Origin of the sequence: Mesorhizobium sp. C089B (genome assembly GCF_030323125.1) — a bacterium.
Taxonomy (GTDB): domain Bacteria; phylum Pseudomonadota; class Alphaproteobacteria; order Rhizobiales; family Rhizobiaceae; genus Mesorhizobium.
The window spans coordinates 559,373-586,353 of sequence record NZ_CP100469.1; the positions used below are offsets into that span (position 1 = coordinate 559,373).

The 26,981-nt window shown below is 61.3% G+C and carries 31 protein-coding genes and 2 pseudogenes; 18 read left to right on the forward strand and 15 right to left on the reverse strand.

All coding sequences use genetic code 11. The features are described from left to right. Nucleotides 1–136: 136 nt before the first annotated feature. Entirely contained in the window at nucleotides 137–1,309 is a 1,173-nt protein-coding gene (locus tag NLY44_RS02800; protein ID WP_245263747.1) for a class I SAM-dependent methyltransferase, read from the reverse strand. A gap of 170 nt (nucleotides 1,310–1,479) precedes the next feature. On the opposite strand from NLY44_RS02800, the gene NLY44_RS02805 reads away from it, so the two are divergent. The 3 genes from NLY44_RS02805 to NLY44_RS02815 are packed head-to-tail and all read left to right on the forward strand — an operon-like array spanning nucleotide 1,480 to nucleotide 2,906. Beyond that, nucleotides 1,480–1,890 carry a hypothetical protein gene (locus NLY44_RS02805; RefSeq protein WP_023671449.1) on the forward strand — a complete coding sequence of 137 codons (411 nt, stop codon included), beginning with the start codon at nucleotides 1,480–1,482 and terminating at the stop codon, nucleotides 1,888–1,890. Continuing rightward, a complete protein-coding gene (locus NLY44_RS02810; RefSeq protein ID WP_023671450.1) occupies nucleotides 1,883–2,269 on the forward strand; it encodes a hypothetical protein in 387 nt (128 codons plus the stop codon). Before NLY44_RS02805 ends, NLY44_RS02810 begins: the two co-directional genes overlap by 8 nt. After that, on the forward strand, nucleotides 2,169–2,906 hold the full coding sequence (locus tag NLY44_RS02815; RefSeq protein WP_245260097.1) for a terminase large subunit domain-containing protein: 738 nt from the start codon (nucleotides 2,169–2,171) through the stop codon (nucleotides 2,904–2,906). The genes NLY44_RS02810 and NLY44_RS02815 overlap by 101 nt, the downstream gene beginning before the upstream one ends. A gap of 333 nt (nucleotides 2,907–3,239) precedes the next feature. On the opposite strand, the gene NLY44_RS02820 is transcribed toward NLY44_RS02815, so the two are convergent. Continuing rightward, complete coding sequence (locus NLY44_RS02820) at nucleotides 3,240–4,127, reverse strand: HEAT repeat domain-containing protein (protein ID WP_023712570.1); 888 nt, start codon at nucleotides 4,125–4,127, stop codon at nucleotides 3,240–3,242. Nucleotides 4,128–4,499: 372 nt separating this feature from the next. On the opposite strand from NLY44_RS02820, the gene NLY44_RS02825 reads away from it, so the two are divergent. The 9 genes from NLY44_RS02825 (at nucleotide 4,500) to msrA (ending at nucleotide 10,302) form a co-directional block, all read left to right on the forward strand. Beyond that, nucleotides 4,500–4,811, forward strand: a complete 312-nt coding sequence (locus NLY44_RS02825; RefSeq protein WP_155922511.1) for a hypothetical protein — start codon at nucleotides 4,500–4,502, stop codon at nucleotides 4,809–4,811. Nucleotides 4,812–5,184: 373 nt separating this feature from the next. Then, nucleotides 5,185–6,834 carry a phage terminase large subunit family protein gene (locus tag NLY44_RS02830; RefSeq protein ID WP_023804971.1) on the forward strand — a complete coding sequence of 550 codons (1,650 nt, stop codon included), beginning with the start codon at nucleotides 5,185–5,187 and terminating at the stop codon, nucleotides 6,832–6,834. Between the two features lie 36 nt (nucleotides 6,835–6,870). Beyond that, entirely contained in the window at nucleotides 6,871–7,815 is a 945-nt protein-coding gene (locus tag NLY44_RS02835; protein WP_031201560.1) for a glycosyltransferase, read from the forward strand. A gap of 170 nt (nucleotides 7,816–7,985) precedes the next feature. After that, nucleotides 7,986–8,678 carry a glycoside hydrolase family 108 protein gene (locus tag NLY44_RS02840; protein ID WP_023700683.1) on the forward strand — a complete coding sequence of 231 codons (693 nt, stop codon included), beginning with the start codon at nucleotides 7,986–7,988 and terminating at the stop codon, nucleotides 8,676–8,678. Then, nucleotides 8,675–8,977 (forward strand): Pam3-gp28 family putative phage holin, encoded by a 303-nt coding sequence (locus tag NLY44_RS02845; protein WP_286456609.1) that lies wholly within the window; start codon nucleotides 8,675–8,677, stop codon nucleotides 8,975–8,977. The genes NLY44_RS02840 and NLY44_RS02845 overlap by 4 nt, the downstream gene beginning before the upstream one ends. After that, on the forward strand, nucleotides 8,974–9,213 hold the full coding sequence (locus NLY44_RS02850; RefSeq protein WP_023684348.1) for a hypothetical protein: 240 nt from the start codon (nucleotides 8,974–8,976) through the stop codon (nucleotides 9,211–9,213). The genes NLY44_RS02845 and NLY44_RS02850 overlap by 4 nt, the downstream gene beginning before the upstream one ends. Further along, nucleotides 9,198–9,389, forward strand: coding sequence for a hypothetical protein (locus NLY44_RS02855; RefSeq protein ID WP_023804972.1), 192 nt, complete (start codon nucleotides 9,198–9,200; stop codon nucleotides 9,387–9,389). The genes NLY44_RS02850 and NLY44_RS02855 overlap by 16 nt, the downstream gene beginning before the upstream one ends. Nucleotides 9,390–9,392: 3 nt before the next feature. Continuing rightward, entirely contained in the window at nucleotides 9,393–9,716 is a 324-nt protein-coding gene (locus tag NLY44_RS02860; RefSeq protein ID WP_023689880.1) for a hypothetical protein, read from the forward strand. Nucleotides 9,717–9,783: 67 nt separating this feature from the next. Beyond that, nucleotides 9,784–10,302, forward strand: a complete 519-nt coding sequence (gene msrA, locus NLY44_RS02865; protein WP_023671461.1) for a peptide-methionine (S)-S-oxide reductase MsrA — start codon at nucleotides 9,784–9,786, stop codon at nucleotides 10,300–10,302. A gap of 19 nt (nucleotides 10,303–10,321) precedes the next feature. Here the strand turns inward: msrA and NLY44_RS02870 are convergent, their stop codons facing one another. Then, the gene (locus tag NLY44_RS02870) at nucleotides 10,322–11,167 is read right to left on the reverse strand and encodes a glycosyltransferase family 25 protein (RefSeq protein ID WP_198028959.1); all 846 of its coding nucleotides are present in this window, start codon (nucleotides 11,165–11,167) and stop codon (nucleotides 10,322–10,324) included. Nucleotides 11,168–11,820: 653 nt separating this feature from the next. On the opposite strand from NLY44_RS02870, the gene waaF reads away from it, so the two are divergent. Continuing rightward, a complete protein-coding gene (gene waaF, locus NLY44_RS02875; RefSeq protein ID WP_023804974.1) occupies nucleotides 11,821–12,843 on the forward strand; it encodes a lipopolysaccharide heptosyltransferase II in 1,023 nt (340 codons plus the stop codon). Between the two features lie 83 nt (nucleotides 12,844–12,926). Here waaF and NLY44_RS02880 read toward each other — a convergent pair whose 3' ends face one another. From NLY44_RS02880 to NLY44_RS02900, 5 genes are all read right to left on the reverse strand, one after another. Then, nucleotides 12,927–13,121 (reverse strand): hypothetical protein, encoded by a 195-nt coding sequence (locus NLY44_RS02880; protein ID WP_023689885.1) that lies wholly within the window; start codon nucleotides 13,119–13,121, stop codon nucleotides 12,927–12,929. 569 nt (nucleotides 13,122–13,690) lie between these two features. Next, nucleotides 13,691–14,161 carry a GFA family protein gene (locus NLY44_RS02885; protein ID WP_023715175.1) on the reverse strand — a complete coding sequence of 157 codons (471 nt, stop codon included), beginning with the start codon at nucleotides 14,159–14,161 and terminating at the stop codon, nucleotides 13,691–13,693. A gap of 161 nt (nucleotides 14,162–14,322) precedes the next feature. Further along, nucleotides 14,323–14,616 (reverse strand): hypothetical protein, encoded by a 294-nt coding sequence (locus NLY44_RS02890; protein WP_023804976.1) that lies wholly within the window; start codon nucleotides 14,614–14,616, stop codon nucleotides 14,323–14,325. A 13-nt stretch (nucleotides 14,617–14,629) separates the two neighbouring features. Next, complete coding sequence (locus tag NLY44_RS02895; RefSeq protein ID WP_023804977.1) at nucleotides 14,630–14,797, reverse strand: Thivi_2564 family membrane protein; 168 nt, start codon at nucleotides 14,795–14,797, stop codon at nucleotides 14,630–14,632. 770 nt (nucleotides 14,798–15,567) lie between these two features. Further along, the gene (locus tag NLY44_RS02900) at nucleotides 15,568–15,894 is read right to left on the reverse strand and encodes a hypothetical protein (protein WP_023712723.1); all 327 of its coding nucleotides are present in this window, start codon (nucleotides 15,892–15,894) and stop codon (nucleotides 15,568–15,570) included. A 273-nt stretch (nucleotides 15,895–16,167) separates the two neighbouring features. On the opposite strand from NLY44_RS02900, the gene NLY44_RS02905 reads away from it, so the two are divergent. Then, nucleotides 16,168–16,404: a hypothetical protein gene (locus NLY44_RS02905; protein WP_023671471.1), complete on the forward strand. Its 237-nt coding sequence runs from the start codon at nucleotides 16,168–16,170 to the stop codon at nucleotides 16,402–16,404. Between the two features lie 765 nt (nucleotides 16,405–17,169). After that, nucleotides 17,170–18,395: pseudogene (locus NLY44_RS02910) on the forward strand (anion transporter). Nucleotides 18,396–18,494: 99 nt separating this feature from the next. Here the strand turns inward: NLY44_RS02910 and NLY44_RS02915 are convergent. Continuing rightward, on the reverse strand, nucleotides 18,495–19,085 hold the full coding sequence (locus NLY44_RS02915; protein WP_023804980.1) for a TetR/AcrR family transcriptional regulator: 591 nt from the start codon (nucleotides 19,083–19,085) through the stop codon (nucleotides 18,495–18,497). Nucleotides 19,086–19,166: 81 nt separating this feature from the next. Between NLY44_RS02915 and NLY44_RS02920 the strand changes: the two genes are divergently transcribed. Continuing rightward, nucleotides 19,167–20,051, forward strand: a complete 885-nt coding sequence (locus NLY44_RS02920) for a crotonase/enoyl-CoA hydratase family protein (protein ID WP_023804981.1) — start codon at nucleotides 19,167–19,169, stop codon at nucleotides 20,049–20,051. Here NLY44_RS02920 and NLY44_RS02925 read toward each other — a convergent pair. The 6 genes and pseudogenes from NLY44_RS02925 to NLY44_RS02950 all read right to left on the reverse strand — a co-directional run bounded on the left by NLY44_RS02925 (nucleotide 20,027) and on the right by NLY44_RS02950 (nucleotide 24,244). Beyond that, on the reverse strand, nucleotides 20,027–20,338 hold the full coding sequence (locus NLY44_RS02925; RefSeq protein WP_023671475.1) for a cupredoxin domain-containing protein: 312 nt from the start codon (nucleotides 20,336–20,338) through the stop codon (nucleotides 20,027–20,029). The genes NLY44_RS02920 and NLY44_RS02925 overlap by 25 nt on opposite strands. 10 nt (nucleotides 20,339–20,348) lie before the next feature. Next, nucleotides 20,349–20,873, reverse strand: coding sequence for a DUF4142 domain-containing protein (locus NLY44_RS02930; RefSeq protein ID WP_023804982.1), 525 nt, complete (start codon nucleotides 20,871–20,873; stop codon nucleotides 20,349–20,351). Between the two features lie 115 nt (nucleotides 20,874–20,988). Then, entirely contained in the window at nucleotides 20,989–21,423 is a 435-nt protein-coding gene (locus NLY44_RS02935; RefSeq protein WP_353654462.1) for a sigma-70 family RNA polymerase sigma factor, read from the reverse strand. After that, nucleotides 21,396–21,737 (reverse strand): annotated as a pseudogene (locus NLY44_RS32900) (sigma factor); the annotation flags it as partial. The gene NLY44_RS02935 and the pseudogene NLY44_RS32900, both read right to left, overlap by 28 nt. Nucleotides 21,738–21,759: 22 nt before the next feature. Beyond that, the gene (locus NLY44_RS02945; protein ID WP_023804984.1) at nucleotides 21,760–22,848 is read right to left on the reverse strand and encodes an HPP family protein; all 1,089 of its coding nucleotides are present in this window, start codon (nucleotides 22,846–22,848) and stop codon (nucleotides 21,760–21,762) included. 226 nt (nucleotides 22,849–23,074) lie between these two features. After that, a complete protein-coding gene (locus tag NLY44_RS02950) occupies nucleotides 23,075–24,244 on the reverse strand; it encodes a cystathionine beta-lyase (protein WP_023700668.1) in 1,170 nt (389 codons plus the stop codon). 458 nt (nucleotides 24,245–24,702) lie between these two features. On the opposite strand from NLY44_RS02950, the gene NLY44_RS02955 reads away from it, so the two are divergent. Together NLY44_RS02955 and NLY44_RS02960 are read left to right on the forward strand one after the other, a co-directional pair. After that, a complete protein-coding gene (locus NLY44_RS02955; RefSeq protein ID WP_023671480.1) occupies nucleotides 24,703–25,731 on the forward strand; it encodes an amino acid ABC transporter substrate-binding protein in 1,029 nt (342 codons plus the stop codon). A 62-nt stretch (nucleotides 25,732–25,793) separates the two neighbouring features. Continuing rightward, a complete protein-coding gene (locus tag NLY44_RS02960; RefSeq protein WP_023804985.1) occupies nucleotides 25,794–26,981 on the forward strand; it encodes an amino acid ABC transporter permease in 1,188 nt (395 codons plus the stop codon).

The window sequence follows — 26,981 nt, forward strand, 5'->3', positions numbered from 1 at the left end:
AGAACATATGCATATGACTTGACGCCGGATGTGGTAGCGCTAACATCACCGAGTCTCCGGTCGATGTCGATGTAGGAATTCTTTCCTGAAATATCTTGACCGGTGAGGGCAGCTATGCTACGATTTGTTCATGGTGCTAATTTGCGCCAGCAACCCGCCGCTGAGGCGGGTTTTCATGCGGCTTGGAAACAATAACGGCCAGTGACGCGAGTTTTCCCTCGCTCAGGCTGCTTATGTAGTTTTTTCGCCGACGCACGAACTCGGCGCCGAGCACGATCTCATTGGCCTGCTGCTGGGCGGGCGAGGGCACGAGGCCGGGATTTGCCCGTTTCAACGCCAGCTCGACGTGATCGCCGGTTTCGTCGATGACATCGTCGACCCGGAATCCGGCTGAAGCAAACAGAGCCTTCAGGGTCTCGCCGTCGACAAGATGGCTGGCCGCCGACGACACCGCCCAAGGCAAGGGATAGTAAGGCTCGCCGTCCGCTAGCACCGCCTCGGTCCAGACAAGCCTGGCTTTCGGCTTCAGCACGCGCCACGCTTGCCCAATGACCGCCGCCTTGTCAGCGATATTCATGCCGACATAGAAGCAGATTGCCGCGTCGAATGTGTCGTCTGCAAAAGGCAGCCTTGTCGCATCGGCCTCATGGAAACGCACTTTGTCGCCTAGGCCGCAGAGCTCGGTCAATCGGCGGGATGCCTCGACGAACGCCTGCGTCAGGTCGACGCCGTCGACGCTGCATCCATAGGTCTCGGCCAGAAACCGGGCCGGGCCGCCAATGCCGCTGCCGATGTCCAGAACCCGATCGGTGGCGGAGGGGGTAAGACGCGCGGCATGGTCCTGCGTGGCGATCAGCTCGCGGCCATGAAGCTGGTCGAACGGATAGAGTTGTTTGGCCGCGAGGCCGCCGGCCTTGGCCGGCACAGCCGCCAGGATGCGCTCGACGATGCCGCCGCTGCCATAGTGACTGGTCACATCGCTCATTGTGCGCTCTCCGACGAGACCCAGCATCCCATCGATGCTGCCCTTGCGCAATGCGCGGCCGCGCCAAGACGCGGCTTTGACCGAAGTAGGAATTAGTTCCTTTTTTGCATTGACGGGTGAGGGCAGCTTTGCTATAATTTGTCCATGGTGCTGATTTGCGTCACCGACCCGCCCACAAGGCGGGTTTTGTGTTCCTGATGCCCACAACGTGCGGATATCGGATGTCGGCGGGACAGCCCCCCTCTGGCCTGCCGGACGTTCGTCGTTCGGAAAGCCAAGCAATTGGCTTTCCGTCCGCTGCGCGGACCACTCCTCAACCCCCACACGGGGGGAGATCGGACTGCCGCCTTGCTTTCGCCAATCGTCAGCGCTGCAAATTGGTCGCGACCCTGGAGCTGCCAATCTCCCCCCTTGAGGGGAGATGTCCGGCAGGACAGAGGGGGCGTGAAGGAACGCTATCCTCGGTTCATTCTGCCTTATCCGCGAGGCCTCCCTTGTCCAACCGCTATGCCACCATCATCACCGACGATGACGGCCGCGAGGTCGTCAGCGCCATTGGCGTGTTCGAGGGCGCTGCCCCGCAGGCGCGCATCGGCCGTATCGAGCCGGTCGTGCCGGGCGTGCTGATCGGCATGGTTCGCGGTGGTCCTGTCGATGCCATCGGCGGCTTCGGCTTTCCGCGCGGCGCGCACGACGCAAGGGCGATCGCCAGGGCAAGCCTGAAAGCCGCGTCTGCCGGAAAGCGCCACGCGCCGGCCGCTGATGCAGCCCGCAAGGCCGCCCCAACACGGTCAGGGCCAAAATCGGCACGGCGCAAGTCCGGCAAGATCAAGTCCGGCAAGATCAAGCGGCCAGCGAAACAGGCACCTACCGCCGAGCCCGCCGGGATCTCGGATCATGGCTGACCGGACGGCGCCGCGTGCGCGCCCTGGCCGCAAGGCGACTGCCGCCGCTGCCAAGCCGAAGCGGACGAAGAAGACGCTTGGCGATGATTTCCTCGACGCGGTTCGCGCCGATTTCAGCGCCCATGGCGCCGGCGTGATTGCCGCGGTCCGGGCCGACAAGCCCGACCAGTATCTGAAGATCGTGCAATCGGTGCTACCCAAGGATCTGGCCAAGGATTTGCATGTTTCATCTGACAATCTGGAAGCCCTGAGCGATGACGAGATCCGCCGCCGCATCCGTGGCCTCGAAGCCGTCCTCGGGCCGTTTGGCGACCAGCCTGAAGACGCGCCGCCACTATCTGGCGCTGCTGCAGGAGCTGGACCGCAGGCGCAGGACTAACCAGCTTGCCGCCTACCGGCCTTATCCCAGGCAGGCGCAGTTTCACGCCGCCGGCGCGCAGAACCGGGAACGTCTGTTCATGGCCGGCAACCAGTTGGGCAAGACCAGGGCCGGCGGCGCCGAATGGGCCATGCATCTCACCGGCCGCTATCCCGCGTGGTGGCAGGGCAAGACCTTCGACGCCGCCGTCAGGCTATGGGCTGCCGGCGTGACCGGCGAGGGCACGCGAGACAACCCGCAGCGCGTGCTGGTCGGCCCGCCGCAGCAGCAGGCGGCATGGGGCACCGGCATGATCCCCGCCGATGCCATCCGCCAGACCACGATGGGCCGCGGCGCGCCGGGCGCGCTCGACAGCATCGTGGTGCGCTGGGGCGGCGGCGGCGACGTGCAGGCCGATGAATCGGTGCTGTCGTTCAAGAGCTATGAGAAGGGCCGCGAAAAGTGGCAGGGCGAAACCCTGCACGGCGTCTGGTTCGACGAGGAGCCGCCGCTCGATATCTATTCCGAAGGCCTGACCCGCACCAACGCGACGGGCGGCATCACCATGGTGACGTTTACGCCGCTGCTTGGCATGAGCGACGTGGTGCTGCGGTTCTTGACGGCGCAGGAGGTTCTCCCTTCCCCCCTTGTGGGGTGAGCAGCTGGTTCGCGAAGCGAATTCGTCGTGCCAGTGGCACGACGAAAGGCCGGCGAACGCCGGGACGCTGCGGAGCAGCGGGGACCCGGCAGGTTGGATCGGCCACCACCCGGCCCTTCGCAGGCTCAGGGCGTTCGAAGCTCGAAAAGCCAAGCAATTGGCTTTTCGTCCGCCACGCGGACCGCTTCTCACCCCACAAAGGGAGAAGGTAAGAACCGCCACGCCCGGCGCAAATATCGTGCGCGGACAACATCATACGACATTACTTTGAATCAGTTCGGCAGGCTCTACGTCCTGTCACGTCGCTATCTTGACCCCGAGATCAGCGGTGCCTCAGGCGATTGCCGGCAACGATGATTGCCATACGGCGTGGTGCGATATCTGGTTGTGCTCGATGCAATCGGTTGCCAGTTTGCTGATTTCAGGATCGGCGGACGCCTGCGCCCATTCGACGAACGCGTCAACAACGACCAACCTCGCCCGGCTGGCCAGCCCCAAGCCGTAACGGCGCACTACCGGCTCTGAATGGTCGAGCATAGCACGGATCATGCCTGATGCATCACCTCGCCATTGCCCGGAGATATCGGCGATCGCCGAAAACGGCGTTTGCGGCCTGAGCAACGCGGCGTGCTGACGCGCAAGCTTTAACTGCCAGTCTTTTGCAAAGCGCACAAATTTGACGGCTCCCATGCGTACACCATCGTGATAATCATCAAGGGCAAACAACGCCTGCGCGAGATGCTGACCATCGTTCCGCGTACTGCATCGCAAGATAGACTCCACGGCATCGAAGCGCGTGCGCGGGTTGCTGTCCCCAAGCAGCGCGGCCAGCTCACCCACCATCGAACTTATGTTCTGGTTTTGAAAGGTGGCAATAAACGCACCCGCCGCTCGCGTCTCAGCATTGGCAGATGTCAGCAGGAGACGAAGGCTTTCCAACGGCACCGTCTTGCCGAGCTCGCCGAGAAGGTCGTTGGCAAGCGCGCCATCGTCATCATGCGGGGACGACAGCAGCCGCTCCAGCATCTCCTGACCTGTCATGGCATTTGTCGATTTGCCGAGTGGCAGCAGGATCTTACCGCCTTCGCTGAAAAAAAGATGAGCAACCTCGCTGTCCTCGGCGGACAGGCGCATCGCCTCGAATAGATCTGTCATGGCAAAGAGTGGCTGTCCCACCCGCGTAGAGTACAGGCCGCGCAGAATGCACCAGCCCAGACGCATCGATGTCGCCGATGCACGGCAAGACCTACCGCATAAAGCGATAAAGGAAAAGATGAGAGCGAAGCTTTCCCGTTTCGGCGCGTTGCGGAATCGCGAACCGCGACTAGACTGGTGGCCAGGTTGTCGAGGAACCAAGTCCATGAACAGGCGGCAGGTATTGACAGGCGGTTTGTCTTCGCTTGTCGTGTCGCCGGCGGGTGGTGCTGAGGTATCAAAGCCCCAGGTGCCCAAATGGCGACCCTCGTTTTCACAACCCATCGATCGCATCGAGGAACGGTTCGGCTATTACTTCGACAGAGGCCGTGACTTTGCCATCCTTGAAACGGCACCTGCGTGCTGACGGAAGCCGGCCTGTCCGATGAGGCGGCAGCCATGGCCGCCATCCAGACGCTTGCCATGATTTACAACTATCACCCGGACATGAAGCCGTCTGACATGGATGATGGCAACGTGCTGGTCAGCTACAATCATCCAGCCTTCAATGTCGTGCTTTCCGACGTTGCGAATGCGCATTGGCAAGAGATCGAGGCCCGCCACCAGGATGGGCTGGCTACGGGCGAGGTGCTGATCACGCCGCTGGGGCAGAATGTGTTCGATGAGCTCGGCAAAAAGGCGCTGCTTGGCAGGTGCTACATGTTCATGGATGCGCAGGCGCCAAAGGTGATCCGCATCAAACCCAGTTGATAAGTCGAATCAGGGGTATTTGGTGCCGGCAAGTTGCCTGGCACGACCTTCGGCGGTTGGCGATTTGCGCGTTAATGGGCCGCACAATATTTTCTCTCGACCGGTATACTGATATATATAGAGCATACAGGATTGATTGGGAGTGTCGGGGACGCAGACCTCGCGTTTGAACCCTGTTCCTGGATCGGTACGGGTTCTGCAGATTTTTTTACTAGTATCGTAAGGAACATTCGCCTGGCTGGTGCATGCCGATGCACTGGCGGCAATGCCGACAACGATTGCAATCCGAATCATGTGTTCCCCCAAGTCTTGGGTCAGCTTCGCATTGATGAGCGCTGGTATCAATGGCCACACTCTATTGGAGCATGCTTGCATGACCCGTCACGTCACCTTCATGACCATAGACGACGTCGAACACTATTCGCCTGACGAGCGCGCCGCGATCGTCGCCGCCTATCCCGAACATGAGCGCGAGGCGCGGGCGCGCGGCGTTCCGGTGCTGGAATCCGGCCGCATCTTTCCGATTGCCGAGGAGCTGATCGCCTGCGAGCCGTTCCGGCTGCCGCGCTACTGGCCGCGGATCGGCGCGCTCGATTTCGGCTGGGACCATCCGTCGGCCGCGGTCGAGCTGGCCTGGGATACGGAGGCCGATGTCGTCTATATCTCCAAGGCGGCGCGGGCCTCGCAGCAGACGCCGGCCATGCAGGTGCTGGCGCTGAAGCCATGGGGCGAATGGCTGCCCTGGGCCTGGCCGCGCGACGGCCGCCGCGAGACGCTGGAAGGGGCGGGCACGGCGCTCGCCAGGCAATATGCCGCCCACGGCTTGAACATGCTCACCGGCCACGCCCGCTTTGCCGACGGCTCGGTCTCGGTCGAGGCCGGGCTGATGGAAATGCTCGACCGCATGCAGTCCGGCCGCTTCAAGGTGTTTTCGACCTTGCTGCCCTGGTTCGAGGAGTTTCGCCTCTACCACCGCAAGGACGGCCATGTGGTCAAGCTGCGCGACGATTTGATGGCGGCGACGCGCTACCGCAAACTGACGCTCGCCTATGTCAGCGGCGCCGGCACTTTGCCGACGGTGGCCAACGGCATCTGGCTGATGTTCGACCGTGCCGGCGACAGAGGCGCCGACGGGACGGGAGTAGGAGATTTTTTGGGGCCTGCGTCTTCGGCAACCGACAATATTGTCACTTTCGCGGGCACGACGGGCAAGGTGGGGAAGGATAGTGGGATCGCGGTGTCCAGCCTGGCGCCGAAGGCCAGCCCGACATTCACCGGGACGCCAACGGGGCCGACCGCAGCGCCTGGAACGAATACCACGCAATTGGCTACAACGGGGTTCGTCAAGGCTGGGTTTGATCTGAAACTTGATAGCCGACCCAACCTTGGTGTCGTCGCGCAGACGATCACCGATTGGAACAACGCCCTGGACAATGGCTGGTATATGGCCTCGGCGGCGGCTAATGCGCCAGACGGCGTAAATTGGTTCCTGGGGTTTGTGGAAGCGCACGGAAGCACTGGCTACCGGACGCAGACGGTGCATGATTTCGTCAACGACACTACGGCGGCAGACCAAAAGCTATGGCGGCGCAGGCAGGCTGGCGGTGCCTGGGGAGGATGGATCAAGCTGCAATGGTCGCAGGCCGAACAGGATGCACGCTATGTCCAGTCGTCCACGGCGTTGCTTCAGAAGTTTTATGAAAGCCCGCAACAGACCATCACATCCGGCGGGTCGCTGACGTTGGCTCATGGGCTGGGGATGAAGCCGAAGCTCTATGCGGCCTTCATTCAATGTACTACGGCTAATTCGGGGTATTCGGTTGGTGACGAGATACCCATTAACCCATCTCTCAATACAACTGATGCGACCGCTCAGGCTATTAGCATCGTGCCAGATGCCACCAATTTGAATGTACGGATTGGTAATGCTGCTGGCGCACTTAAAGTCCTCAACAAGGCTGGAACAGGTTTTAACGACATAACAAACGCTAGCTGGAAACTCGTTTTGAGAGCGTGGGCCTAGCTTGCGAAATGTGAGCAACGGTCTAAACGTTGGAACATGCATATTACTATTGCAGTGCAAGGCAAAATTCCCTGTCGAGGCTACGGCGGCACCCAGCGGCAAATCGATTGGCTCGCCAGCGCACTCGCATCTCTCGGACATAAAATCACACTGATTGCCGGAGTGGGCTCCACCCATCCGCGTTGCGAGGTCCGGCAGGCCGCGTCAGTAGTGGAATGTCTGGGGGCGATCCCTATCAATACTGACATCGTGCATTTCAACGGCTGGTATGATGTAGAAAGCCCGTATCGTGCGCTTTACACTCTGCACGGCTATGTTCCAAACGCCCCGAGAAAGGGGCAAAATTACAGCTTCGTCAGCGCCAGTCACGCGCATCATCATGATCGAGAAACGTTTGTTTACAACGGTTTCCCTGTGGATGCCTACCGGCTGGCAGATCGGAAAGGTGAGCGGCTGTTGTTTTTGGGCGGTATCGCGAGGGCCGGGAAGGGCCTCAACCGGGCCGTCGATCTGGCGAAGAAATTTAACTTCGAGCTCGATATCGCGGGTGGCTCGAGGTGGAAGTTGCTCGGGCGCAGCCAAACCCGGAAAGAGTCTCTGTTCTTCAAGAGCTTATCGCCGCGCTACCGCTTCCACGGCACTGTCGATGGCGAGGAAAAGCTCCGATTGCTCGGCGAGGCGTACGCCTTCCTTAACCCGATCTCCTGGGCAGAGCCGTTCGGCATGGCGGCGGTCGAAGCAATGCTGTGCGGAACGCCTGTGCTGACCACTCCGTGCGGTGCGCTTGCCGAAACGGTCGATGCAGACAGCGGGCGTTTCTTCGAAACCGATGACGAGTTTGCTCACGGTCTCAATGAGATCAACAGCATTTCCGCGCGAACATGCCGTGAATCGGCAGCCGAAAGATTTCCGATCCAGAAAGCCGCAAAGGCCTATCTGGAACTCTATAAACGCATCCTTGACGGCGAAGTGCTTCCGTGAGCCCGCTTTAGCCGCTCCATCCAAAATTCCTCTCCCGTGAGGAAGCGTTATAGCTGGCCAACCGACATGCCGTCGGCACAGTCAGGTTCAACAGGACACTCGTCTCCTGTGCGTGATCTGTGACTGGCTAAAGTCTCCGAGCTAAATTCCACAATCTCCTGAGGTTACCCATGGACCGCAACTTCGCGCGGGCGCTTGCGCTCGTCCTCAAATCGGAAGGCGGCTGGTCCGACAATCCGGCTGATCCCGGCGGCGCAACCATGAAGGGCGTGACGCTGGCCAATTTCCGCCGCTACGTGAAGGCGGATGCGACGAAGGACGACCTTCGCCATATCACGGATGCTCAGGTGGCGACGGTCTATCGCCGCTTCTATTGGGATGCCGCTGCGGGCGCCGAGCTTCCCGGCGGTGTCGACTATGCCGTCTTCGACTTCGCCGTGAACAGTGGGCCGGGCAGGGCGGCTAAATATCTGCAGGCGGCAGTTGGCACCGCACAGGACGGCAGGATCGGCCCGGCCACGCTCAAAGCTGTCGGCGCCAGGCCACCGGGCGCAGTCATCGACGATCTTTGCGATGCCCGCCTGGCATTCCTGCGGCGGCTGCCGACCTGGCCGGTTTTCGGCAAGGGTTGGAGCGATCGCATCCGGTCGGTCCGTTCCCAGGCGCTGTTGATGTCGGCACTACAGCCCGCTCCGGCACCTTTGCCGGGCACCCCGCCCCAGCCATCAGCGCTCTCGCCGAAGCCCGGCAGTGCGATGCCGCCGGTGTCTACCGGCGGGCGCGTCAGCCCCGTCGAACGCCTGCCGTTCTGGCGTGCGCTGCTTCAAATCCTGAAATCGATTTTCGGAAGGAGTTCGACATGATCGCCGTCTTCATCCGCATCGGCTTGCGTTACGGCGCCGGTGTTCTGGTCGCGCGTGGCCTGCTCGGCGCCGACGACGCGGCGGCATTTCTTCCGACCCCGACATTCAAGCTGGTCTGGAGATCGCCGCCGGTCTCGCCATCGCCTCGGTCACGGAGACCTGGCACTGGCTGGCCCGCAAATCAGGCTGGGAGCACTGACATGGAAGGGTTTCAACAACTGCTCATCGCCTATCTCGAAGCCGCGAAACCCTATGCTATCGGCTTTGCCGCCGGGCTTGTCGCCGGGTGGCTGCTGTGAGCGCGCTCCTCGCCGTCCTGCTTGGCAACAAAGCGCTGCTGGGCTTCCTGGCATCGGTCATCGCCGCCCTTTGCTGGGGCGCTCACCAGCGGCTGGCCGGCGCCAGGGCCGAGCGCGGCAAACTGGCGGCCGCTGAGGCCGCGGCGCGCGCGGTCGCTGAGCAGGTGCAGAACGACGTCGGCGCATTGCCGGCGGACGCTGTTCGAAAGGAGCTGAAATCATGGGCAAGGGACTGATGCTTGCGCTGCTTGTGGCGCTTGCCGGGTGCACGACTACTTCGGGCGGCTTCTGCGCGATTTCGAGCCCGCTGCGCCTGTCGGCCGAAGCCGTCGACGTCCTGTCGGACGCCGAGGCGAGAGCGCTCTTGGCGCACAACCGCAAGGGACAAAAGCTCTGCGGATGGAGGCCTTAGCCGATGCACGACCTCTTCGACATGCTCGGCATCAAGGGGCCGGTCGTCGCCGCCGGGCTAGCCGGCGGCGTGCTGCGAGCACTGTCGCGCCATCGCTACAAGCTGCGCGAGATGATTGCCTCGCCGATCTGCGGGGCGCTGGCGGCTGCGTATCTGACGCTGCCTGCCGTCGCCTGGTTCAGGGCAACCGGCATGCCTATCCCCGATCCGGCCGACGACACCACGACGCTCGCCGCCGCCTTTTTGATCGGCGTCTCGGCCATGTGGATTTCCGACATCGTCTTCGAGGTCATCGTGCGGCGGTTCGGCTCGGCCGGCAACGAGTGATGCACTTGAGATGCTGGAAGAAGCCAGCGACAATGCCTACCTAAGGAGCGATCCATGGAGGTATGATATGGCGACGTCCACCGAACGTGCAGTCCTTGCCGGCGGCTGTTTCTGGGGCATGCAGGATTTGATCCGGCGCTATCCCGGCGTGATCTCTACCCGCGTCGGCTATAGCGGTGGCGATGTGCCCAACGCCACGTATCGCAACCACGGCAGCCATGCCGAAGCCATCGAGATCGTCTTCGATCCGGCCAGGATCAGCTTTCGCACATTGCTCGAATCCTTTTTCCAGATCCACGATCCGACCACCAGGAACCGCCAGGGCAACGATGTCGGAATGAGCTATCGCTCGGCGATCTTCTACACCAGCGACGAGCAGAAGCGCGTCGCCGAAGACACCATCGCCGATGTCGATGCCTCTGGACTGTGGCCGGGCAAGGTCGTCACCGAGCTTGCGCCGGTGGGCGATTTCTGGGAGGCGGAGCCAGAGCATCAGGACTATCTCGAGAAATACCCCAACGGCTATACCTGCCACTTTGTCAGGCCGGGCTGGAAGCTTCCGGTCCGCGAAAAGGCTGTTTCGTAACGCAGCCGCTATCGTCTGCTTATCTGGCGGTCGAACTATTCTTCCGCGCGATTGGTATGCCGGCCGCCTTGTTGAGGTGGCCGTGCTCGGGCTGCCCATAGATGAACGCGCCGTGGACGGGTTTGCCGTCGACCTCAGAGCCTGAGAACGCGACGGCCTCGATCTTCTTTGTTCCGGTCAGGCTCTGGTTTCGAAGATGGGCGAAGGTTCGCACCGCTTCTCCGACAATTCGATCGAGAAATGGTTTTGGCCGCCTCCCGGGCCGTCGCACGAGGCTTGGAAAGCGCTCTCGTCCCGAGACAAAATGGTGCTGTGCGCAAAGCGCCGGCATGATCTGATAGATTCGGTTGAGCGAGCAGGTCATGAATCCTGGGTGAAAAAGAACGAAGTCGACCTCTCCTCTCAGATGCATGGTCCTGCGCAGCAATCTTTGCGCTGCCGATCTGGAGATGACATAGCCTGCGGCGCCCGCGTGCAGGCCATAAAGTCTGGCAAGCGAAACCCCATCATCGAGAGCGACTTCCTTGCGTCCGACCCTCACTTTGGCAAAATGCGTTTCCAGCTTGATCACATCGGCATCGCGCGGCACCCATCGATCAGAAGCAAGCAGCGAGCCGGCGCCCGCGCCGAAAACGACGTCGTCCTCGAAAACCGCGCCATATTGATCCGCGCCGTTCGCAACGATCTCCCAACACGAGCGGTGGCTCAGGAAACAGCAAACCTCAGCAGCGCTCAGCGGGCTTTTGGCGACAGAGCAGCAATCGGGGCAATCAATGGCGGAGACACGCTCAAATGGTACTCCGATCCTGCCGAACTCGGACGCGACATGCGCCAGCCGATCGCGAGAACGATCAAGATTGATCATCAGACACCTCATCAGCGCCCCCTTTGTCCGGTGATCAGTGAATATCACGTTCCCGTGATTGCACAAAATTTGCTTACGTGCGAGGCAGTGGGTAGCGGCGTACGGTGCGCCGGTTGAGTTTGGAGGTTGGGTGGACATTGACGGCATCCCCCGCGTGGCGCGAGCCTTTACCGTGCGCGCCTAGACGAGTCGCCCTAGAAGCCGAAGAATTGCCGACCGATCACGTATCCGAGCGCGACGACCACAAGGGGAAACAGGGCGGGCGTCAGCCGACCAAGAGCGGAGGTCTTTGGCTGTTGTCTGGAGATGGTCCTGGGTGCATTGCCGAGATTCTTGGTCATCCGGTATAGTAGCAAGCGCTGATTAACGATTCCGTAACCCGATCGAGGCCGCCGCGGCTTTTCGCGTTTCTGGCGCGACCTTGACAATGCCCAGCCCGTGACGCAACTGGGCCGTCTTTGAGAGCATTGTGAGGCAAGGTCAATGCGGCTGATTCAACGTCATGTCGATTTGGTTTGCATCGGCGCTGGTTCGGTTGCCGGTACCGGTCGCCCACAGGACGAAGTGCTGCACGCTTCGGTCGGTCCCGAAATGCCTCGGGTCCATTTTCGCGCGACCCCTACACACCGCATCCTTGACGGCGAAGCGCTTCCTTGACGACCGGCGATCCAATCCTCTTCGTCGGCTTCCCCGCGGTCGGCGACTTCGTCCGTTGCCATTCCGCCATCCAGATCATTGCCGCGCGATTTCCTGATCGCCCCATAGATGTCGTCACCTCGCCCGTTGCAGCGCCGCTGGCGCGCCTGATGCCGCATGTCAGGAAGGGCTGGGCGCTTGCCAAGCGTCATCAGCGCCCCGGTTTTGGCGAGCGCAGCCGCCTGGTTGAAGAGTTGCGCAAGGAAAATTACCGTACGGCCTATCTGATGACCAGCAGCACCAAGGCGGCGCTGATGGCGTTCATGGCCGGAATAGAGGAGCGCATCGGCTATCCGCAGGAGTTGCAATTCGGCCTCCTCAATCGCTTCCCCGCCGGCTGGTTGGCCCATCTATGGGCCTTCGGACCCCGCAAGACGCGGCTGTTCGAGGAAGTCTGCTCGATTGCCTCGCTTGGCGAAAAGCCGGCTGCGGGCGCAGAGTGGCCGGCGCCCCGGCTTGTGGTCGATCCGGCCGAACTGGACGAATGGCGCCAGCACAAGAAGATCGATGCCGACCGACCGGCACTGGCGCTCTATACTGCCGACATTGAGAATTTCCGCTCATGGCCCGTCGAGCGCTTCATTTCGATCGCCAGAGACCATCATGATCGCGGCTGGGCAATCTGGATTGTAGGCGGACCGCGCGAGCACGCCGGTGCCGCAAAAATCCGCGCCGCCATTCCTGAGGCAATCGACTTCACCTCGACCCCGTCGATTGCTGACGCGATGTGCCAAATCGCTGCGTCGACCATGTTCCTCGGGGTTGATGGCGGGATTTCCCACGCCGCCGCTGCCCTGAACGTCCCATGCGCGCTCATCTACGGGCTGAATCGCCCCTATGTGCATGGGCCCGTAAACAACCATGTTCGCTTTATCGAACCGCCGCTTTCGACGCCCAGCTGGGTCAAGGACACGCGCGGCGTCAGCGAAACTCGGGTGAGGGAGGTTCTGGCTGACCTCTCAGCCGGTATTGCCAACTGACCGGTGGCCTCGCCGGCCCCAAGCGTCTGATCAAACGCTCCGTGGGGGCAACCATAGCCCCGTTTCAGGTTTACCCCTTGACACTACCCCTTGGCCCTGCGGTTTTCGGGCTCGTGATTGCCGACCCAATGTGCACGGATGCGGTCGCTGGCTTCAAGGTAGGCCATGTCGATGAGGTAGGTCAGAAGCTTCTGGCCGTCGGCTTCGGCTTTCTGCCGAAGCTCCCGCAGCATCCCTTGCGCGAACTGCAGGTTCTCCATTTTGCTCGGCTGGTCCATTGGTGCCCCCCAATGTCTGCGCATGAACTTTGCGCTGACTATGCTTGCATGAAGATTGCCGTGAAGTGGATATTGCACGTGCGGACCGCGATCCTGCGAAGGCGCTGGCTGCATGAAAGCCGCCCCATCCGGCTTCAAGATTCGCTACACTATGTGACGGAAACAAAATAAACAAAGCGTTCTTTTGTACAAGTCAGGAAGGTTCCTCCAGTTCACACCACGAGATACTTGGGCAGCGTAGTTGACGTAACGATTTGCGTGGTCTTAAGCTCTCGTTTCCAAACAAAACGTACCATGGTTGCAACCACAAGACGAATTCCAGCTGACCGGGCCGCTCCGTAGTCAATCGCCGGTTACAAACGGGACCGGGTCTCAGCCCAGGGCTTTGGCCAACCCATCGTTCCACGGCAGCGCAGGCCGGATGATCTACCGCCCGCCTTGGCTTGACGCCAAGGCGGGCTTTTTGCGTTTGGCTTCTACCGGGTGAAATGTTGTCGGACCCGGCCCTGTCGGCATCGGGCGGTTTCGAGAATGAATTTCCTGCCTGCCGGCTGTCTGCGCCGCTCGCGCTAGGCCGACTTGCGTTGCGGCAAGCTAGACGGCGTCTCGACACCGTCAGAAATCGGTTCGGCTGTCCGGTTTGTCGGCTCGTCATCGACCCGGTCGTGCTCGAATTGCCGGGCGGCAGGCAAGGGTTGCAACCAGTGCTCACGGCGATTGACCCAGAGTTCATAGCTGGGCTCCAGCCCTTCGGTGGGCACCTCATCGAGGCTGCCAATCGTCACTTCCACCTCATTCTCACGAACCAAAGGGACCCGGCCGCCGCAGGTGGGACAAAAACTTCTGTCGCCGTAGCTGTTGACGATACCCGTCGTTTCGAACGCCTCGAGCGGCCACACTGCAAACGCCGAAAAAGCCGACCCGCTAGCCTTGCGGCAGTCCTTGCAATGGCAAAGGCCAATCCGAAAGGGATCTCCCGTCACCGAAAACTGGATGCCGCCGCACAGGCAGCTGCCGCTCCGCCTTGTATCATTGGGCATGACCGCTCCTCCATCTGGTTGGGCATCACACCGCTACATCTTGCAGCGCCATGCGCACAATCAATTCACGCGCGGCGCAAGGGTTCCATGTCGCCTCGCGCAATGCATCGTCTGAACCCGGGAGCGCCATGGCAACGACCGCCGCAAGGCTGCTGGATATGTCAGTTCGGGAAATCGAACACCGGTTCCCGGCACCAATAGACACGGCACTGGCCATCACGTGTCGGAACGGAGGCAGCGACCGGCACCTCCGGCCAGTCGCACTCGTTGCCGTATTGGCGGACATAGCGATCGTAAGTATTCCGGCCGGTCGTCAACACCGCCGAGTGATGGCTCTGGATCAGGTGCTGCGTCTCCTCGCAGCTCATCGAACGCGTGTCGGGTCGGGCGTAGGCCGTGCTTGTTGCTGCAAACAACGCCGTTCCAATGATCCATGCGATTGTTTGGGATGCCATGGCGATCCTTATCCTAAAATACGGCCAGGTATTTCAACAGCGAAATGATGCCGATAATGATGACAACGATCTGCGCGATCTGCCTCGTGCGGCCATCGAGCGGCAGACGCTGGACGAGATAGAGCACCAGGACGATCACCAGGAAAGTGATCAGAATGCCGATAAGTACCGATGAAGCCATGTCCCTCACTCCGTCTGGCTACGTCTGAGAAGAGTACGCAGCGGCAAACGCTCTGGCCATAGATTGGTTCCTGTCGATGCGAAGCCATCGGCAACGTAAAGGCTGCGAAACAGCGTTCCGCGGCCTTTGAAGCTGAACGCCGATCAGGGCCTGTTTGCCGCAAGGTTGTCGTTTGCCATCGGCGACACGGTTTCCAGGCGACTTGTTGCTGGCGTCAGGCTGGGCTAACGGGAGAACCGCCTCGGGTTGACGGGGTTCCGACAAAAACGGCCTGAGTTGCGCTTCGTTGTCGACATTTGCGCAAGCCCTGAGATCCGCCGCCGCCCGGCGGGTAATCGCCTTTTCGCAGGAGAACAATTGCCGTCCCAAGGGGACGACGGGAACCGAAACCTCGCACGTGCATCTCAGCTACCGCGGAACGGGCAAATCGAGCAGGTGGGGAATTTGGGGTAGGGGAATACGTCATCCAACATGCGGGGATTGGAATCCCAAGTGTCAGGCCCGCCAGTTTGTTGGAAGCGTTGCCCGTTGCAGCCTACACCATCGACACACAGGGCCGCATCACGTTCTACAACGAGGCCGCCGAACTTGAGTGGGACGACGCGCCGCGGTTTTGGATCCGTCGTCCTCCAGCGGGTTGCGCCACAAGCGCTTAGCGGCACCGGACAACTGGAATTTGGGGACAAGGCGTCGTCTGGACGCTCAAAGCGCCGCCGAGTTCGGTCCAAATCTCTCTCGCGGATTTTGTCGATTGAAAGAGAGGGTCGCGCTTAGGACAATCCCAGCAGGGGAGCGGTTTGACCGCCTGTGGTGTCGGAATTGCCGATGCCAGGCAGTTCGTGCTTATCGTCGGCAAGCGAAGTCAATCTCCCCGCCTCGACGGAGGTCAGTCCGTCCAATTCCATCACCGCGCCGTAGAGTTGGGCCGTCTGCATCACAAGCCGCTCGACGTCTTCAAGGGCGACGTTCTCGTCCAGGTTACGCAATCGTATGTCCTCGGCAACCACCGCAATATTGACCATTCCGCGCGAGCGCAGCGCGCCCAGGACCCGTGAATTGAGATCCTCTCGTAGCCGAGCCGAATATCCGTAGCGCATGGAAACCTTCCTTTCAGGAGCCGGTTGTCCCGTCGTGATCAAGATGCGCCAACGACCTTCAGATGGCAAGAAGAATATTAAATATTCTCAAGTAAATCAACATGTTAGCAGACTGCGCGGGTTGTGCTATCGGCGTGTCTTCCTCATCGTTGGTCTTGTATGTGAGTCACCCATCAGCCTCTCTTGACGCGCTGCACGGGGACCCCTAGCTATACTGCAATTGAGACACATACTAACTCACCATATTTTTGGTCTTGACGGTTGGAGGCGCGAATGGCCGAGCTGGAACGACCCGAGCGACTGCAGATCATGCTGACAGCCGAGGAATTGGCTGCCTTGGAAAACTGGCGCTTCGAAAAGCGCATGCCAAGCCGGTCCGCGGCAGTGCGGGAACTGCTGCGGCGCGGCCTGGATGCGGATGGATTCCTGACTGCGGGACAAGGAACAAAGTCTCAGGACTTTGGAATTCTGGGCAGCAGTGTGACTGGCGACGGCCAGTCGGGCGAGTAATCCGACGGCGGTTAGCCAACAATCGCTTTTTCTGGAAGTGCCGCTACCAATTTATTGCGGTGGCGGAAACGCAAAGCGGGTCGGCTCTCGGCAGGGTACTGGTCTCAGCAGGGTACTCTTGGCGTATGGTTGCAAAGCCCGCTCCGGTTCGCCGGAGCGGGCTTTTTGCGTTTTCCCAACAGGAAATAGTCGCGATCGCTTCAGACACGCTCAAGGTTCTCTTCGCACTCCATGCACGCGACGCTGTGACCGGGGCAACTGAGCCGGTGTGTTCCTCCGGGGCAGCAATGGCCGTTCGAGCTCGCCCACCGGGCACAGACAAACACCTTGCGGGTTCCGTGGCATTGTGGACATTCTATCGGACGCGCCAGCAGAGCCTCGTTTTCCGAGACACGGCATTCCCTCTCAAGAACCTGGACCATCTGAAACCCCAAGGCCGAAATACGGCTAAGCTATCCATACCCGGAAAGCCTAAATTAGAATTTAATCACATAGATCACGAGCCTTCCGAGGGGGAAGTTTCGCGGATGGCGATCTCAGTCCGCCGCAGTCCGCCGCGCGTGTCTCATTCCCAATTTCGGCCGTCTCAAGATCAAGCTCCGGTTGCTCCCGGCATCGGTCGACCCGCGATTTTGCCCACCGATTTTCGCATTCGGATCGTTATAGGCTTTCGCTTTGCTGGAGCGGCGTTAAAGCTGCCCGGCAAATGCCTGAGCGGGAACAGTCCGTTCCTGCGTCGGTTCGTTTGGACAAGGATGTCTGCCAATGACATTGATGGGCGCAGCGGCACTTTTGATCCTTGTCCTGACTTATGCCGGCGTCGCAGTCGGGCGTATTCCAGGCCTCCGTCTCGACCGGGCAGGGATCGCCTTGCTGGGGGGGCGGCGATGATCGCCATCGGCGCACTCAGTATGGAAGATGCCTATCGCGCCATCAATTTCGACACCATTGCGCTGCTGCTCGGCATGATGATCGTGGTGGCGCATCTGAAGGTGTCCGGCGCCTTCCGGGCGCTTGGCGCCTACGCTATCGAGCATGCGCACGCGCCTTTCGTGCTGCTGGTGATGGTGACGCTGTTGACCGGCGTGTTGTCGGCGTTCCTGGTCAACGACGCCATCTGCCTGGTCATGGCGCCGATCGTCGTCCACGTCACCCGTGTCATCAATCGCAATCCCATTCCCTATCTGATCGCCACCGCCACCGCGTCCAACTGCGGCAGCGTCGCCACCATCACCGGCAACCCGCAGAACATGGTCATCGGCGCGCTGTCGGGAATTTCCTACCCAGCCTTTTCGGCCGCCCTGGCGCCGGTTGCCCTCTTCGGCCTCGTCGCGGTCGTCGTCATCGTGCGCATCGTCTACCGCGCCGAATTCGCCCGCCCCGCCGATCTCAACCCGGAAGTCTATCGCGGCCGCATGCTGCCGGGACAGGTGCTGAAGGCGGTGGTTGTCTGCATTGGCCTGGCCATCGCCTTCTTCGCCGGCGTTCCGGTTGCCAAGGCAGCGCTCATCGGCGGGGCCATCCTGCTGCTCACCCGCGCCATCAAGCCGGCCCGCATCTACCGCGAGATCGACGGCCCGCTGCTGTTCATGTTCGCCGGCCTGTTCATCGTTGTCGCCGGCGCCGAAAAGACGCTGCTGACGCCCGACATCATCGCCTCGGCCAAGAACCTCGGGCTGGACGACGTCTGGCGTCTATCGGGCTTCACCGCGGTGCTCTCCAACATCATGAGCAATGTTCCGGCCGTGCTGGCGCTGCGGCCATTCATACCCGGCCTTGAAAACCCCGGGCGTGCCTGGCTGGTGGTGGCGATGAGCTCGACGCTGGCGGGCAACTTCACCTTGCTCGGCTCAGTCGCCAACCTGATCGTCGCCGAACAGGCGCGGGCGGCCGGCACGCAGCTGTCCTTCTCAGCCTTCTTCAAGGTCGGCCTGCCACTGACGCTGCTGACCCTTGCCGTCGGGACGGCATGGCTGGCGGCTGGATTCTAGAGCAATTCCAGGAAAAAGTGTGAAGCGGTTTTTCGGTCCGGAATTGCGTCAAAACAAAGAGATAGCGTGTTTCGCCGTCTTCATTAAACGATGAACGCTCTAGCGGATAGTCGCCGATCCTGACCTTGCCCGAACCAGCGTTGCAGCGGCATGTCCGGCCGCCTCGACATAGTCGGGGTTGCGGTGGATCAGCATGATCGAGAACGCGCCGTCCATCAAAAGCACGATTTCGCGCGCCAGGGTCTGCGGCTCGTCGACGCCGTGGCCTGTGAGTTCGCCGGCCAGCCAGGTCTCGAAATTCTGCTTATGCCGCGCCCCCGCTTTAACGGCCGGGTGTCCGGGCATGGAAGCGAGTTCGGCTGCCGTGCGCAGAAAGCCGCAGCCTCTCCATTTCGGGTGCTTCGCCACGCGCGCCAGATTGGTGAAAATCGCCTCGACCTTGCGCTCGACATCGCCTTCGGCCGTCTCGAACCAGCCGGCCATCTGCTTGAGGTTCGGCTGGTCGCGACCGTCGAGATAGGCCGCGATCAAATCGTCCTTGCTCTTGAAATGATAGTAGAGCGTGCGCTTGGTCAGCCCGGCTTTTTCCGCCACTGCATCGACGCTGACGCGGCCGATCCCCTCGGCATAGAACAGCTTCGTTGCGGCATCGACAATGCGTTTGCGGGTAGGGCTTGGTGCTTGGCTCATACGCAAGTATACCGACTAGTGAATATACATACAACCGAAAGCCTGATCCTCTCCGTCGACAAACACAGGGAAGGAAAAGACATGACCGAGCTTGTGCTCACCGAGGCCCGCAACGGGATCGCCATCCTCACACTTAATCGGCCGGAAAAGCTCAACGCCTTGAACTATGCGCTGATTGATCGCCTGCTTGCGCTCCTCGATGCCGCCGAGACCGACGATGCCATCCGCGCCGTCATCCTCACTGGAGCAGGAGAGCGCGCCTTCTCCGCCGGCGGCGACATCCATGAATTCTCAGGCAGCGTGGACATCGGCGTCGACGTTGCCCTGCGCGACTTCGTCATGCGCGGACAGCGCCTGACCGCAAGGCTGGAGGCGTTCCGCAAGCCCGTCATCGCCGCCGTCAACGGCATCGCCTTCGGCGGCGGCTGCGAGATCACCGAAGCCGTGCCGCTCGCTATCGCCAGCGACCGCGCCTTGTTCGCCAAGCCTGAGATCAACCTTGCAATGCCGCCTGCTTTCGGCGGCACGCAGCGGCTTCCGAGGCTGGCAGGGCGCAAGCGGGCGCTCGAGCTGCTGTTGACCGGCGATTGGTTCCCGCCGCCGCGCGCCCTCGAACTCGGCCTCGTCAATCAGGTGGTGCCGCATGAGGAGCTGATGCCCGCCGCAATTGATCTCGCCCGGCGCATGACCAGGCATTCTCCTGCAGCAATTGCCTCGATCCTCACAGCAGTGGCGCGCGGCCTGAACCAGAGCATCGCGGATGGCTTGGCTGTCGAGGCCGAGCAGTTCGCCCGCATGGCTCCGACCGCTGATCTGCGCGAAGGGCTGGATGCCTGGATCGCACGCCGCCAGCCGGGCTGTCACGGCTCGTGGACGCACATCACCCGGCCGGATGAAGCCAGGCGAGCCTCAACGCAGCAGGACGGGCTTGCGGACCGGGATCAAGGCGCCGTCACGGCCACATGACCTTTCATGTTGGGGTGGAAGCGGCAGAAATATTCGACCGCTTCCGCCTTCCGCAGGGTCAGGCTCGCTGTTGCCTTCGGCGGGATCATCACTTCCCAGCCACCCTTGACGGTAGCCGTATGTGCGAACACGTCCTTGTTCACCCACTTGATCGTGTCGCCGACCTTCGCCTCGACGGTGGCCGGCGAAAAGACAAGCTTGTCGATGGTGACCTGGATGGTTTCGGCCTGCACGGGTGAGGTCCCGAAGACCAGCGCCAGTGCAATCCATAGCAGCCGTTTCGACATGGCCTGGTCCTTACTTCAGCATACCTGCAACATGCTCGGCGTGCTGTTCATGGCCCTGGAAAATCTTCAGGCCGGTCTGCAGCAGGCTCTTCAACTCGGCATTGCTGGCCGATGGGATCAAAAGGGTTTCAAGCGCGCCGTCGACCTGTTTGTGGTAGGCGATCTCGTTGTCGACATAGGCTTTGTCAAAGGCTGCGCCGTCGAGTTTGGCGAGCTTCGCCCGCTCCTCGGCCGCAGCCTTGGTCAGCGCCTGGCTGGTTGCGTTGTCTTCCGGCGTCACCTTCAGCTTCTTTACCAGTTCCAGTGCCTGCGCGTTGACCGCTTCGTGGTCGCGCACCATGTCGTTGGCGAAATCCACGACCTCCTTGGTCTTCGATTTCTTGATCGCCTGCTTGGCGGCTTCCACATCGATGACGCCTGCGGTGTAGGCGATGTGGGCGATCTGCGGGTCCGTCGGCTTGTAGGCGGCTTGTGCAAGCGGGGCGGCGCCAAGCAGCAGCAAGGCTGCGAGGGTGGCGGTGTGTCGGGTAAGCATGGCATCTCCTTCGCCCGGACGCGGGATCGCGCCGGGCCATGTTTTTCAGTTGACGGTCATTGGATGCGCAGCGGCGGCAAACGTTCCCGAGGAAATCGGCCAAATCAGCCGATGATCAGCTCTCCAGGCCGAGCCGCTGCATGACGGCGCTGGTCAGCCTGTCGCAGCGCCGGCCGGCAAACGGGAAGGCGTCGAGCAGCACCGGCCCGATCTGGTCGTCGAGTGCATTGCGTACCAGGGCGCGGGCGCGGTGTAGCCTTGTCTTGACGGTTTCCGGCCGCACGCCAAGCAGCTCGGCGGTCTCCTCGATACTGAGCCCCTCGATAACCCGCGCCACGAACACCGTCCGATAAACATCGGGTAGGCTGTCGGTCGCCCGTTCCACCAACTCGAGGATCTGCCGCTGCGCCATCGTCCGCTCCGGATCGTCGCTGGGATTGAGGGGAACTGGATGATTTCGGCTTGCGGGTTTTTCGCCACCGTCCGCCGCCTTTTGCGCAGACGGCCGAGCGCCTCGTTGATGACGATGCGCGACAGCCAGGTGGCCAATGAGGACTCCCCGCGAAAGGCATCGAGATGGGCAAAGGCTCTGACATAGGCCTCCTGGACGATGTCCTCGGCTTCGGCATCGTTGCGCACCACCCCGCGAGCGATGCGATAGAGCCGCTGATTATGGGTCTTCATGATGATGCGGAAGGCGTTGCCTTCGCGTGCCAGCGCGCGGCGCACGAGAAGCATCTCGCTTGAGGCAGCAGTGGGCATTGGTAGAGACATAGCAGGCATGGCCAGTTCCTCGATCCAATCCCCGTTCGAAACCTCGATCAAGACATTGGATGACATCGCCGGCAAAAGGTTCCCGGCCATTTTCGCCCGGCTCCGACGGCGCCTAGAATACTGCTTCCGCCAGCGGCTTGTCAGCAGCCTGCGCTCGTGCCGTTGCCGCAAGCAGGTCGGTCTGCGTGATCAGGCCAAGGATGCGGCTGTCCCCGTCCACGATGATGACTGCATGGGTGCGGCCGTCGGTGAGCACCGGTAGCAGGGCCATGGCGGGCGTACCGGCGGCGGCGGTCGACGCTGTCGACGTAACGCTTCCGACGGCTTCGTCGGCTCGCGCCAATTCCCTTAATCCAACGGTGCCGACCAGCCTGGCGTCCTTGTCGACAACCGGCAGCGTGCGGATATTGTGGTCGAGCAGCAGATGACGCGCCCGATCGGCGGACGCGTGTTCATCGACCGAAATCACGTCGCGGGACATGATGTCCTCGCACAACATGGTTCGGTGTGCGCGCATCGTCGCTTGCAGTTCGACCTGTCGCAGCAGCTGTTCGAGATCGTTGCGGTCGATGTCGAAGGTCTCGTCGAGCGCAGCCAGCGCGGCATCGATGTCCTCGGCCCGGAAGCCGATGCGCTCCTGAGCCGGCGGATCGATGGTTCCGTGCGTGCTTTTCGGGGCAGGGGCCGGCACATGCGGGTAGCTGCGTCGCGACAGCCTGTGGAAAGCATAGCCGAGCGCGACCAGCATCATGGAGTTCAGCGCCACCGGCACGAACGGAAACAGGAAGCCCGCACCGATCACGGCCGGCCCGCCGAGCACGGCGGTCAGTGCGGCGGCTCCGCCCGGCGGATGCAGGCAGCGCGAGAACGACATGGCGGCGATCGCCATCGCCACGGCAATGCCCGTGGCGAGAACGGGCTGATGGACGAAATGGGCCACGATCACGCCGACCAGCGCCGATATTGTATTGCCGCCGATGATCGACCATGGCTGCGCCAGCGGGCTTGCAGGCACCGCAAACAGCAGCACCGCCGACGCCCCCATCGGCGCCACCAGCAGCGGCACATGCGGGCCATTGCCAAGCACCAGCGCGCCGATCGCGCCGGTCAGCGCAATGCCGATCATCGCCCCGATGCAGGCGATGAGGCGCTCGCGCAGCGTCGCGCCGGCGAGAATGGGGACAAAGAGACGAAAGGCCATGGCAAGCTCAGTCCGGCTGGAATTGTGCGCGCAGCGCCTGCAATGGCGTTGGCCCGACGATTTTGAAAGTCAAACCGATCCGAAAAAGCGCGCGTTGGGGAAATAACATTGCGCTTGGTTGACCGATGAGCGGCTTTGCGAGGTCGATCGCCCTACGAAAGCCGCTCGCCAATCCTTTCAACGGGTTAAACCGGCTAGCGGAATCAGCTTGGCAAGTTTGCTGGTGTCATGCCGCAGCGGCCGCTTCCAGCCCGCGCAGGATATCGGCCTTGAGGTCCTCGACATCCTCGAGTCCGATCTGCAGCCGGATCAGCGGGCCGTCATAGGGGCCCTTGGCGACGGTACGGTCGCCGAGGAAGACCGGCACGGCAAGGCTCTCATAGCCGCCCCAGGAATAGCCGAGACCGAAAATTTTCAACGCATCGAGGAAGGCATGCTGCTGTCTCTGGCCGCCGCCTTTGAGCACGATGGAAAAGATGCCGCTCGAGCCGGAAAAATCACGCTTCCACACCGCGTGGTCGGGGTGGCTGGGAAGCGCCGGGTGCAGCACGCGGGCCACGCCGGGCTGGCCTTCAAGCCAGGTGGCAATCGAAAGCGCGCTCTTTTGATGGTGATCCAGCCGAACGCCCATCGTGCGCAGGCCGCGCAGGACTTGGTAGACGTCGTCGGGGCCGGCGCAGCAGCCCATCGTGTAGAACGTCTCGCAAAGCTGCTTCCAGCAGTTGGCATTGGCAGACACTGTGCCCAGCAGCACGTCCGAATGCCCGGCCGGATATTTCGTCGCCGCATGGATCGAGATATCGACGCCGTGGTCGAGCGGACGGAAATAGAGCGGCGTTGCCCAGGTGTTGTCCATCATGACGATGGCGCCCGTTTCATGCGCCGCCTTGGCGATCGCCGGAACGTCCTGCACCTCGAAGGTGTTGGAGGCCGGTGATTCCGTAAACACGACTTTGGTGTTCGGCTTGATCAAGCTGGCGATGCCGGCGCCGGCATGCGGATCGTAATACTCGACCTCGACACCCAGCCGCTTCAGCATCGTGTCGGCGAAATTGCGGGTCGGATGGTAGACGGAATCGACAATCAGGATGTGATCGCCTGCCGAGAGAAACGCCAGCAACGGGACGGTCACCGCCGCCAGGCCCGACGGCACGATTATTGTGCCGGCGGAGCCTTCCAGCGCGTCGATCGCATGCGCCAACGCATCGGTGGTCGGCGTGCCGCGTGTGCCATAGGTGTATTTCTGGCTGCGCGCCGCCATCACCGACGCATTGGGATAGAGCACGGTCGAGGCATGCACGATCGGCGGATTGACGAAGCCGAAATAGTCGTGCGGATTGTTGCCCGAATGGGCAAGCCGCGTGTTGATACCCATTTCGTTGCCGTCAGTCGCCATTGCTCTTCGCCTCGTGGTGAAAGCGCTAGCCATAGAGCGGCGGCATTGGCCGTGCAACAGCGGGCGCCCGCCAGGCGGTGCCCTTTGCATAGGCCAATTCCCTTATGAATAGTCTGGATTGCGTAGCAATCCAGAGCCGCGGATTTCATGAGTGGATGTGGATTAGCGTCGACGGACTTTGCCGTTTTTGTTTGCGGGGCTTGCTGCTTTCCTGAGGGTGTTGTCCGCAATTCAGGCATTTGCGGCAATTGGTTTTCAAAGCTGTCGTGAAACGGTCATTTCCCTTGACCTCACAGAGATAATCGCCTTCGATGCAGTTCGTGAATGGGAGGGGCCGGGCGTCGGTTACGACGCGAGGTTCCGGAATGAGCCGGATGGGAGCCGGGTTCACGCGGGAAAAGATCAGGATTTGCCTGAGGATCAGGGTTTACCTGAAAACAGAAAAGGGTCTGTGGGTTATGAAACATATTGCAATTGGCATTCTCGGTGCCGCTGCGCTTGGATGGATGGCTTCGGCCGCGTCGGCGACAACGCTCGATACCGTCAAGGCGAAGGGCTTCATCCAGTGCGGTGTCTCGACGGGCCTGGCCGGCTTCTCGGCGCCTGACGACAAAGGCGATTGGAAAGGCATCGACGCGGATTTCTGCCGCGCTGTCGCTGGTGCAGTCTTCGGCGATGCCTCCAAGGTCAAGTTCACGCCGCTCAGCGCCAAGGAGCGCTTCACCGCGTTGCAGTCGGGCGAGATCGATCTCCTGTCGCGCAACACCACATGGACCATCAATCGCGATACCGCGCTTGGCCTGAACTTCATCGGCGTCACCTATTATGACGGCCAGGGTTTCATGATCAACGCCAAGAAACTGCCTGGCGTCAATTCGGCGCTGCAGCTTTCAGGTGCGGCAGTCTGCGTGCAGAGCGGCACCACCACCGAGCTCAACCTCGCCGACTACTTCAAGGCGAACAAGATGGAGTACAACCCGGTCGTCTTCGAAAAGCTGGAAGAGGTCAACGCTGCCTATGACGCCGGCCGCTGCGACGTCTACACCACCGACCAATCCGGCCTCTATGGCATCCGCCTGACGCTGAGTGCGCCGGCCGACCATGTCGTGCTGCCCGAGATCATCTCCAAAGAGCCGCTCGGCCCCGCCGTACGCCAGGGGGACGACCAGTGGTACCACATCGTCAAGTGGACCTACTTCGCCCTGTTGCAGGCAGAGGAACTGGGCATCACCCAGGCCAATGTCGAAGAGATGAAGACCTCGGATAATCCGGAGATCAAGCGCGTGCTCGGTCAGGAAGCCGAAACCAAGATCGGAACCGACCTTGGCGTGAGCAATGACTGGGTCGTCAACATCGTCAAGGCAGTCGGCAATTACGGTGAGATGTTCGAGCGCAATGTCGGCACCGGCAGCCCGCTGAAGATCGCGCGCGGCATCAATGCGCTGTGGACCAAGGGCGGCCTGCAATACGCACCGCCGATCCGCTGATCGAAATGTGATCCGGAAGGCAGATCATCTGCCTTCCGGTTTCTCTTTCCAGGGGATGAGCAATGGCGTCGCAGGAAGTTCTTCGCGAGGAGCCGAGCCGCGGTTCCTTCATCAACGATCCGAAAGTCCGCGGGTTTTTCTTTCAGGCGGTGGTTGTCATCTTGCTGGTGGCGGGCGTCTGGTGGATCGTCCACAACGTCATCGTCAACCTGCAGCGCTTGCATATTACTTCCGGTTTTGGCTTCCTGAACAACCGAGCAGGCTTTGACATTCCAGTCAGGCCCATCGCTTATGATTCCGACTCGACCTATGGCCAGGCCATTGTCGTCGGGCTTATCAACACCATTATCGTCGCCGTTGCCGGCATTAGCACCGCGACCATCATTGGCTTCATTGTCGGCGTCGGCCGGTTATCGCGCAACTGGCTGGTTCGCAAGATTTGCACGGTCTATGTCGAGGTGTTCCGCAACATCCCGCCGCTGCTGGTGATCTTCTTCTGGTATTCAGGCGTGCTCGCGGTACTGCCGGCGCCTCGCGACAGTTTCAATTTGCCGTTCGGCTCTTTCCTCAACCAACGCGGTTTCTATTTTCCGCGCGCTATCTGGGGCGACGGCTCCTGGCTGATGTTTGTCGCCTTGCTTGTCGGCATCGCCATGGCTTTTTTTGTCGCGCGCACGGCACGCCAGCGGCAAATGGCAACGGGCCAGCAGTTTCCCGTATTCTGGACTTCGGCGGCGCTGATCGTCGGCCTTCCGCTCCTGGCCTATGCGCTGAGCGGCTTTCCCTTGAGCTTCGACTTTCCAAAACAATCGACCTTCAACCTGACCGGAGGCTTTCAGATCGGGCCGGAGTTCCTGTCTCTCTATTTGGCGCTGTCCTGTTACACGGCCTCCTTCATCGCCGAGATCGTGCGCGCCGGCATTCTCGGCGTCAGCAAGGGTCAGACCGAAGCGGCTGGCGCCCTGGGGCTGCGGCCGGGATCTATCCTGCGGCTTGTCGTCGTTCCCCAAGCCATGCGGATTGTCATCCCGCCGCTGACCAGCCAGTATCTCAACCTGACCAAGAACTCGTCGCTGGCCATCGCCATCGGTTATCCCGACCTGACGGCGATCGCGGGCACAGTGCTGAATCAGACCGGTCAAGCGGTCGAGGGTGTGCTGATCATGATGGTCGTCTATCTCATCATCAGCCTGGTGACGTCGGCGGTGATGAATGTGGTCAACGCCAGGATGGCGCTGGTGGAGAGGTAA